This window comes from Xenorhabdus sp. SGI240 (assembly GCF_040081915.1).
Classification (GTDB): domain Bacteria; phylum Pseudomonadota; class Gammaproteobacteria; order Enterobacterales; family Enterobacteriaceae; genus Xenorhabdus; species Xenorhabdus bakwenae.
In genome coordinates this window covers 1-8937 of sequence record NZ_JBEBMB010000042.1, presented here as the reverse complement: position 1 = coordinate 8937, position 8937 = coordinate 1, and the positions used below count along the sequence as shown (strand labels likewise).

Here is an 8937-nt window from a genome sequence, read left to right as displayed (position 1 = left end):
CGGTGAACGTGCGCGATGCAGCAGATCGACCCGTTGCCAGCAGCCAAGTGCAATGGTCAGCGGATAACGGGCAACTGCTGGATAGGCAAGAGCAGACAAACAGTCAGGGAGAAGCGACAGCCCGGTTAGTCAGTCGCACCGCAGGGAGGGCAACGGTGAAAGCCGAGGTGGCGGGAAAAACCCTTTATGCCGCTCCGGTGACGTTTGAACGCCGGCTGAAACCCACTATCACGGTGGATAAAGTTCGGGCGAAAGGCGATGGCCAGGATACCGTGGTGTTGACCGCCACGGTGAAAGACTCGCTGGGGCTATCTGTGGAAAATCAGTTAGTGAGTTGGCAAACGGATCATGGCGTATTGTCCTCAGAACGTACACAAACAGACCCTCAGGGACAAGCGCAAGTTCAGCTGAGGAGTACATTTGCAGGGGAGCATCAGGTTCAGATCCAGATTGGCGATAATAAAGTGACCGCCCCTATTGTCACCTTTGATGAAGTGCTGTTATCCACTATTCGGGTCAATAAAACCCGTGCTGCGGCGGATGGCGAAGATCGGGTGACTTTTACTGTCACCATCACCGATATTCATGGGCAGGGACTTGCGGATAAAGCGGTTGACTGGTCTGGCAATCTTGGCGAGATGATTTTTGAGGAAGACGGGACAGACCGTCAGGGAAATGCAACCGCAACCCTTGTCAGTCGTTATGCTGGACAGGCTTTGGTCACTGCTGAAGTGGGTGAGCAGCAAGTCGTCTTTTCTGTGGAATTTATCCTGCCGTTGCGCCTGGTTGATACCGTTGCCATTGACCGTCAGGGCGGTAATGCCAACCAGAAATCGTTTGGCACCAGAGGACCTTCCGTTTTCTGGCATGGTGCGAAATTCCGCCTTATCACGGCAGACAATACAGGTAGGGTAAGCTGGCAGAGTAACTCACCCTCGGTGACGGTATCGGGTGATATGGTGACGGTAGAGCAAAATCCTGACGGCGTAAGATTCATGGGTACAGATGAGACCGGGCAGCAGGTCGAACTGACCTTGACGGTTCACACCTGGTTTGAGCGCTCCGGCCTGACAAAAGACTTTTATTCAAATGCGAAACAGCTTTGCAAATCACTCGGCAGCCGGATTGCCTCCAAATATGCGCTGGAACAGCTCTATGAGGAATGGGGGAACTTTTATCTTTATGATGGCTGGGCGCGGGAATTTTATGTGACCTCGACGGATTATCTGGCCGCCAGCTCAGGTTTTGCAGAGCATCAGGCGAAATGGGCATTTTGGGCAGAAACCGACCGGTGGATGCGAAATGGCTGGGCGATGACCGGATTTGCGTGTGGCAGGTAGCAATGTTGCCCAATTTACCGGCTAAATAAAGTCAGTGGCTGTTAAAACAGCCACTTAAGAGAATTTCAATCGGTCAGGCTAGTACGTGATTTCTTGTCTCATTAACCCGTAGCAACAAGTGTACACCCAGATGGGCAACCACAATTCACTTTGTGCCCCTCCAGTGCAACCGCTTTACCCTGTATCATCGTCAGTGGAGAACCTTCAGCAATATCGCCTGTGCTTTTGCAGGCCGGGCAAAATACGCTGTCACCAATACAGGCAACGGGTTCCCCCTGCTTGGTTAGCCCTGAACCTGTTAGTACGGTGCCACTTGTGTTTGTGGTATCGTCTTTCAGGATAATTTTTTTACCGTCAATGGTTGCCCGCATTTTGCTGTACCTCAAGTTCCCTTAGATCTTTCATGTCATCATGCTCAATCTGACGCACCAAACGCCATACGGTTGTGCCGGGCGTATTACCTTCAACATCAGGGGCAATATCACCTTGCAGAATGATGTTTTCCAACCCTTCACGCCCTTTGGTTGTCCAGTAACCATCGACTCTGGCGGGTTCGCCTGCCATCAGCGGGTCAACCTGTAAGGGACCACGATCATAACGGGCATACCAGAGGGCACTGGTTTTACCGGTGAAATGGCCTTCACCATAAAAATGGAGAGAATCCCCCTCTTTCATGATATAGCGAATCGGTCGGATTAATTCATTAATGGCAAAATAACTTTCAGGCACACTGGCAGGTAGTGGGGTTAAGTCGGGATATTCGCTGGCACGGATAATCAACCCATTACCATATTCAGTAATGGTAATATCAGGATAAGCAGACAACTTTTTCCTTACCCATTGTTCTCCACCCAATCGCTTGATAAATCGGTGTGACAGTAAGGTAAGCCAGCCTATACTGCGTACCGAGTTATAATATTCATGTGCCCATGAATGAACTATTGCATTAACCTGCATGGCAGGATAACGAATGGCAAGCTGGTATTCCTGTGGCATATAAAGGTGATAATCTCTGGGTAAGGCAAGTGTATAACCACATTCCCCATGATCGGGATTGAGTTGCCCGCAAAGAAATGCCAGCCATTCATTAAACTCAGTTTGCCCTTCGTCTGTAGCCAATACATTCCATGGTAATACCAAACATAAATAAGAACTCGCGTTATTGCCTACTGTTTCCCACGAATCAAGATAACGCATAATATATTGAGGTGCTTCAGTAGCATTTTTTGCATCACTGACATACCAACCACATATCTTATTGCCAACGAAAGGTCCGTTATCTGCCTTCAAAATTAACTGTTCTACTTTTTCGATATTTTCGGTTGAATATTTTTTCAATCCATCAAATTCATGGGTATGGAATCTTAACTTATCACCGTACATGTCCCGAAAGCGGCGATAACAGGCTAAAATCCGTTCTTTTTTTTCACGGGTATAACCTTGTTTAAAAAACAACGTGATAGCCAACCCTAAACGGGTGACGGTAATATCTCGTTCACTTTGCAGGGTAAATCCCGTTAATTGTGCCTTGATATGCTCAAAATAGGCTTCTTTATTCATAATAATCATTTTTCCTTATGATGCGGTTGCCGCTGTTAATGCGGTAATCCCCGCCACTGCTGCTGTCAGGGTCGCCCATATCGCGGCTGCGACACCACCGGCAACGCTACCCACCCAGATAATTAAACCCGCCAACAAAACTATAGCGGCAACAACGACAATGGTTTCAATAATAGTAATGATTTTTTCCCCTATTTTTACCATTAACTGAATTGTACCATTGCCCAGATCAGCAGCTATCTGATACCAATCGACCTGTTTCAATGCGTCTATCGTCAAGTCGGTATATTTGTATACCGTTTCCACAGCTTCCTTGATTTTAGCTTCGGTGAGACGAACGATTTCCCCTGTTTTTTCACTGACCCAATGAATGGCATAACTCAGCTTTTTTGTTACCGGATCGATAATTTCATCCGCTATCCATTGCCCTGATTCACGAAACCAGGCACCACAAGCAGCCAGTGCTGCACGCGTCTTATCACTCAGGTAATTGAACCCACTGGCCGTTAAATCCCATGTCCATTCCCAGCTACGGACAATCATATCTTTGGTATAGGTAAAGCCGTCTTTCACCCATTGAACACCTTGGCTATAGTATTCTGTGACCCGTTCCCCAAATGCGGATTCACTAGGCGGCGTAATTAACGGCGGAACAGTTTGATTATGCGATAAAGCCATCCAAATACTGAAAACAGGCTTATGTTGCCACGGTTTTTCACTCACCAGCGGGAGATTTTGTGGTATATACCGGGCTATTTCAGGATGAGTAGGAATAGGTAATGGTACAGGTGTCGTATTTCCGCTAGCAACCGGCGGAAAAAGACGACCAAATAAGGCCACATGTTTCCTGATATTGTCCATTTCTGCCGCTTTGGCTTCTTCCGAAAGCGTTTCCCATTCCTTTGAACTACGATTATCTTCAACCACAAAAATACCAAAGCGTTCTCTGGTGGCAATGAGGGGATAATCCATTTCCTGTCCTTCTGACATGGAGTCTCCCGGAAATTTCACCTCAATTAATATCTTCAGGTTGTCGGGGTGCGCAGAGCCATCAAGATACTCTGCATCACGCCCCGGCCATCTTATTTTCTGATTTTTGACCAGAATAATATCGGGCCGCCGGAAACCAGTAATGCCGTGTTTAATAATGTTTTGTGCAGACAAATTGGGAAACCAGCTTTCAGAGTGGGGAAGATTGCCGGAATAGCGTTCCTTTTTGTCTGCACTGGCTGTCAGTTTAGGCAATGGCGTCCTGTTTCCTCTCATATAAAAAGTCACTTCAGCTTTATAGGGCCACAGCCAGTCATACACCTTTTCCTCTATTTTAATAAACTGGCTCATCGCAGCCTGTTTGAGAGAAAAAATGCCCTTTTTACCGATAGCTATCTTCGGTGCCCAAATAGCCAAAGCGGCTTTTTTTGCCAGATAACATTGATCTTCATCTTTCGGAAATTCAATGCGCTCCATTCGGCAATGCACTGAGGTAATAGCCGGGCACATTCCGCCCGGTTTTAATTGCTGAGTCATTTTTATTCCTCCTTAAATTCCATGATGTAATCCACAGGTTGGTTATCTCCCACGTGGTACAGCGTTTTGGTTTTTTTCTTTTTCTGCGCTTCCGGGAGACTGAATTCCAAAGTATCCGCTTGCTGGGTCTGTACGATGGCAGTACGCCCTGCGGCATCCGTACGGCCGGACACGATGCCTGATGGGGTTTTTATCTGGTACAGGGTATGGGTCAGCGGTTTATTTTCGTTCTTGCTATTAGTCAGAATATAACGCCCGGAATAATCAAACAGTGCCTGAGCACCGGCTTTTCCGGCGGCGTGTTCGGTCATGGAAATGGACGTACCCGAAATCGTAATTGCTCCTGTCGGATCGATAATAATTTGACCGCCTGAATTACCGATGGTGATCTGGCCGCTTTGAGATTGCAGCACAATGTGTTTACCGACACGCACTTCCTGATTATCAGTCACTTCCAATAACTGGCTTTTACCGATTTTGACGCTTTGCTGTCCGGTGATGGTGCTGGACTGGTTTTTCTCAACCCACAGCGTTTGATTGCCGCTGACAGACTCATCATCATCCTGTTTAATGACGATCTGGCGGCTGCGTTGAATTTCCTCAAACTGATCCCGCATCACGGTTAATTTCTGGTCTTGACCAATACATTCTTCATGATCCCTGTCCACATGAGTGGTACGATTGTTCAGCACCTTGGTATTCATATCCTTCTGGGCATGGATATAAACTTCCTCACTGCCTCTGGCATCCTCAAAACGCAGCTCGTTAAAGCCTTCACCTTTGTGCGTTTTAGTTTTAAAGGTAGTACGGGTTTTTTGCCCCGGTAAATCCAGCGGCGGACTGTTACGGCCATTGTAATTGCAGCCGGTTACAATCGGGCGATCAATATCCCCGTTCAGGTAAGAGATAATGACTTCCTGACCGATACGGGGTATCGCCATAAAGCCGAAATTATTGCCGTTCCAGCCCTGCGCGACCCGTACCCAACAGGACGAACCGTCACCGGGTTTATCGTAACGGTTCCAGTGAAAATGAACCTTAATAGCCCCTAATTCATTGGTGAATATCTCTTCGCCTTCCGGTCCGACAACAGTGGCCAGCTCGTCACCGTCTGCCAACGGTTTATAGTGATATGGTGGTCGCCAGTCATCAAAGCCGGGGATAAAGGTCATATCGCTGGTTAATGTGGTGCCTTCGCCCCCTGTTCCGGCCGCTTGTGGTTGAGCGCCATGATGCGTGATGCTCACCACCTGCCAGCGGTCATTCATCGTTTCAGACGGATGAGCACTCAGGGTAAAGATTTTACCCGGCCGTAATTGAATGCAGTTAGACTGTGCCGAACCCAGTTTACTTTCGCTGTTCAACTGGTTAAGGCGGATTTTACCAAAGGGCTGTCCCTCTTTACTCCATTGAAAACGCCCGTAACTTTCAAAAACGGAATGCCCGCTGCTGGGTTCTACGTTGGCTTGGGTTTGCATCGGCTGGGAAGGACGCAGGTAGTTGTAATCTTTGTGAATAAACTCATCCGGGCATAAATATTCGCCATACTGCCACTGCCAGACAGTAGAGTCAGTATCATCCGTATTTGGTTGACCGTTGTAGACCAAGGGTAAGGCGGCCGTCATGCCGAGGTGAGAATTGCTGTAAAACATCTGGTTTTCCTCAAACCAGAAAATAATCCCTTCTTCCGCTGCTAGCCGGCACCAGAAATCGTAGGCTGATTCCCGTTTCTGGGTAATGTAGTCGCGGGGCGCATGATAACCGGCGCTATCATAGAACTTGCTGTCAGCTTTTACCCGGTGCTCTCCCAGCAATTTCTTCAAAATATCCGGTACGGAGAGATGCTGATAAATACGGCTGTCCTGATTGAGCGTCATCCGCCACATTTCAGGACGCAAGGTAAAAGTGTAACCCGTCTGTTTTCCGTCAGTATTACCCTGTACTGCACCTGCAACGATACCATTGACCGTCCGTTCCACCACACCATTACGCTTGATGGTCAGTGAGGCTTCCTGGTTAAGCTGCTCACCCAGAGGGATATTATTGACGGCGCTGACCACCGTCAGATTAAGTTGAAAAAGCTGAGATAAATGCTCCCGCAGAGTGAAGTTAACCACCTGAAAGGTCGTTGGCGGGAGTCGACCGATTTGGCAGGTAAAAACCAAACCATCCATAACCGTATTTCCTTATTGTTACATTAACGGGCGATATCCCTGTATGGGATAACGTGAGAAACCATAATATTTTCCCGCCGTGGTGCGACAGGTCACTAACATGTGCATATCCTGTGTCAGGCAAAATGGCAGAAACTGGGATACGCTATGGGCAAACATGAAAGCCTCCCCTTCATGAGGGTAGGTGCTGTCATCCAGCATCAGTTCAATAAACAGACAGCGGTGGGGTACGCCCTTAATCAGCCAGTCGCTCGTTTCCGAATGCACGGAAACAATGCCATCAATCCTGCGTCGCAGTGCCCGGCTCCGGTTTCGGTCTGTTTCATTATAAAAGTCATAGCCGCGCAATAACTCTTTGAGCATGTCAGCAGAATACAGCAAGAACGGGCTGGCAGAATAATGTGACAGCAACGTCCAATAGTGGTGGCTGTCAGTGACAGGCGGGTAGGGTGACGAAGGGGGAGTCAGATTTTTGACTTGCACATTATCAGGGAGGGTTTCGTCCGCATAACACCTCTCACCAGCCATTAATGGCTCTGGCTGAAGCCCGAATGTTGCCACCTGACAGATAAATTTTCGCACCGGAGGCTGTGTCATGAATTGCCCCCGACTGTCCCGGAAAACCAGATCGTATTGCAACCGGCCTAACGCATCTTCCCCCATTTCCAGTGAATAGAACCAGACCTGCTCGTCATCCAAATAGCGATCCATGCCGGTCAGCACGCGATCGGGATAGAAACGGAAAGACTCGCCCCGATCGTGCTCTTCATCCGGCTCTTTTTCCAGCGCGATGCCTAGCACATCCAGTACACCCTGTGAAGGTGATAAGGGTAAGCGATAACGTGCAGTCTCTGACTTAAACGGCACGGTTAATTGTGTTATTTTCCGATTGACCACGGGCACACAATGCAGGTGAAACGCTGCCGTTATCTGCGTTTCAGACACGGCCAATTCACATCTGAGTTTGATTACAATAGTAAATTCACGGATTTCTGTCATTAATAAATGGCTTCGCATCGTCGTCGGCAAAACCAATGTGATGAAGTGATGAACATGGGGCAGATAAAGTGACTCTACTAGCATTTGTGGTGCCCAGTTTCCCGCCCGCTGTGGCTGGGACAAAATAAGCCTGGAAGTGCCCTGCAAGGGTTCCAAACGCAAACCTTCCATTGGGTAAGGGGAATTTTCTCGGTATAACTTAATGTTATAAGCCTCTTGTGTCAGTGCCAGCATCAGGGTATCTGCGACGGTTTCATCAGCACTGAGAAACAGGCTGATGGGTTTGATTGCCCAACGGTCACCTTTGCCTGTATACCGGAATGTCAGGGTAATCTGTGTTTCTTGTGCCTGATGATGAAGTTCCCGCTGAATCAGCGTCAGAGGCTCGATATCACAGGAGCGACAGCTCATGAATGGTGTGCCGTTTTCTGTGGTAATTTTACTGCCTGCCGGCACGGAATAAGCATTATCTGTCCCCTGAACGCTATCCAGTTGCATCACACTGGTTGTGGGTAAACCTTTTATTGTCTGCGAGTGTAAGCGTTGCAGTAACGGTTGGGTGTATTCAGGCAATCCGTCGTCAATTTTTTGGCGCAGACGGGCTGTCAAAAAGGCCGAACCTTCATTGGCTCTTTCCACATCCGGATCGTGTCCACTGAGGATATCCGCCAGATGTGGTTTTTCCTCTCGTACCAGTTTTTGTAATGCGCGGAGATACTCAATCTCGTGTTGAAAGTATTGTTCAAATGATTTCACACCGTTTTCCTTTTCGATATTCAATAAACTCGGCCGGTTCACAATGGCACAACTTGTTTAAACCCCTCTTACCAGGCACGGATACTCACTATGTTTTTTATCTTTTCCTCATATGTCTGTTTTGATGAATTATTCATCGCTATTCTATCGGAAAAATTTATATATATTGGGGCATTGATAACGGTTAATGGCGTATTTTACGGAACTATCTGTTAAATTTACTTTATGGAAGGTTGTTTTTGTGATTGGGGACACGTCTTGATAAATGGCTATCAGAATTCCAAGCCAAAACCTCAAATAAGAAAAGTCTTAGTTTGAAGTGCATTCACTTTTTTTACTTTTGCAAAAACTAATTAATTACTGACATCAATAATACGTTTCTTCAGGCTATACCGATATTTTGTCAGACGGGAAATGGCTTATGAAGAAACTGAACTTATTACTTTATATGGGGTTAGTATTGCCTTTATCTGCTAATGCCAAAACGGTGATTTATACTGACAGCCAACATCCTCCCGTCAACCTTTCCCCGGACACACAAATTGTCTGGCTGGAGGCGGCTGAACAACATCAGAGACAAA

Annotated in this window: 6 protein-coding genes; 1 reads left to right on the top strand and 5 read right to left on the bottom strand. The window is 47.4% G+C overall.

Annotated features, from left to right (window positions below):
- On the top strand, positions 1-1340 hold a 1340-nt coding region (locus tag ABLA76_RS10305; RefSeq protein ID WP_348987852.1), incomplete at its 5' end, for an Ig-like domain-containing protein.
- 101 nt (positions 1341-1441) lie between these two features.
- Here the strand turns inward: ABLA76_RS10305 and ABLA76_RS10300 are convergent.
- The 5 genes from ABLA76_RS10300 to ABLA76_RS10280 are packed head-to-tail and all read right to left on the bottom strand — an operon-like array spanning position 1442 to position 8356.
- The gene (locus ABLA76_RS10300; RefSeq protein WP_348987851.1) at positions 1442-1711 is read right to left on the bottom strand and encodes a PAAR domain-containing protein; all 270 of its coding nucleotides are present in this window, start codon (positions 1709-1711) and stop codon (positions 1442-1444) included.
- Positions 1695-2900, bottom strand: a complete 1206-nt coding sequence (locus ABLA76_RS10295) for a type VI immunity family protein (protein WP_348987850.1) — start codon at positions 2898-2900, stop codon at positions 1695-1697. Before ABLA76_RS10295 ends, ABLA76_RS10300 begins: the two co-directional genes overlap by 17 nt.
- Positions 2901-2915: 15 nt before the next feature.
- A complete protein-coding gene (locus tag ABLA76_RS10290; protein ID WP_348987849.1) occupies positions 2916-4427 on the bottom strand; it encodes a VRR-NUC domain-containing protein in 1512 nt (503 codons plus the stop codon).
- Between the two features lie 2 nt (positions 4428-4429).
- A complete protein-coding gene (gene tssI / locus ABLA76_RS10285; protein ID WP_348987848.1) occupies positions 4430-6601 on the bottom strand; it encodes a type VI secretion system tip protein TssI/VgrG in 2172 nt (723 codons plus the stop codon).
- Between the two features lie 18 nt (positions 6602-6619).
- On the bottom strand, positions 6620-8356 hold the full coding sequence (locus tag ABLA76_RS10280; protein ID WP_348987847.1) for a type VI secretion system baseplate subunit TssF: 1737 nt from the start codon (positions 8354-8356) through the stop codon (positions 6620-6622).
- Positions 8357-8937 lie beyond the last annotated feature (581 nt).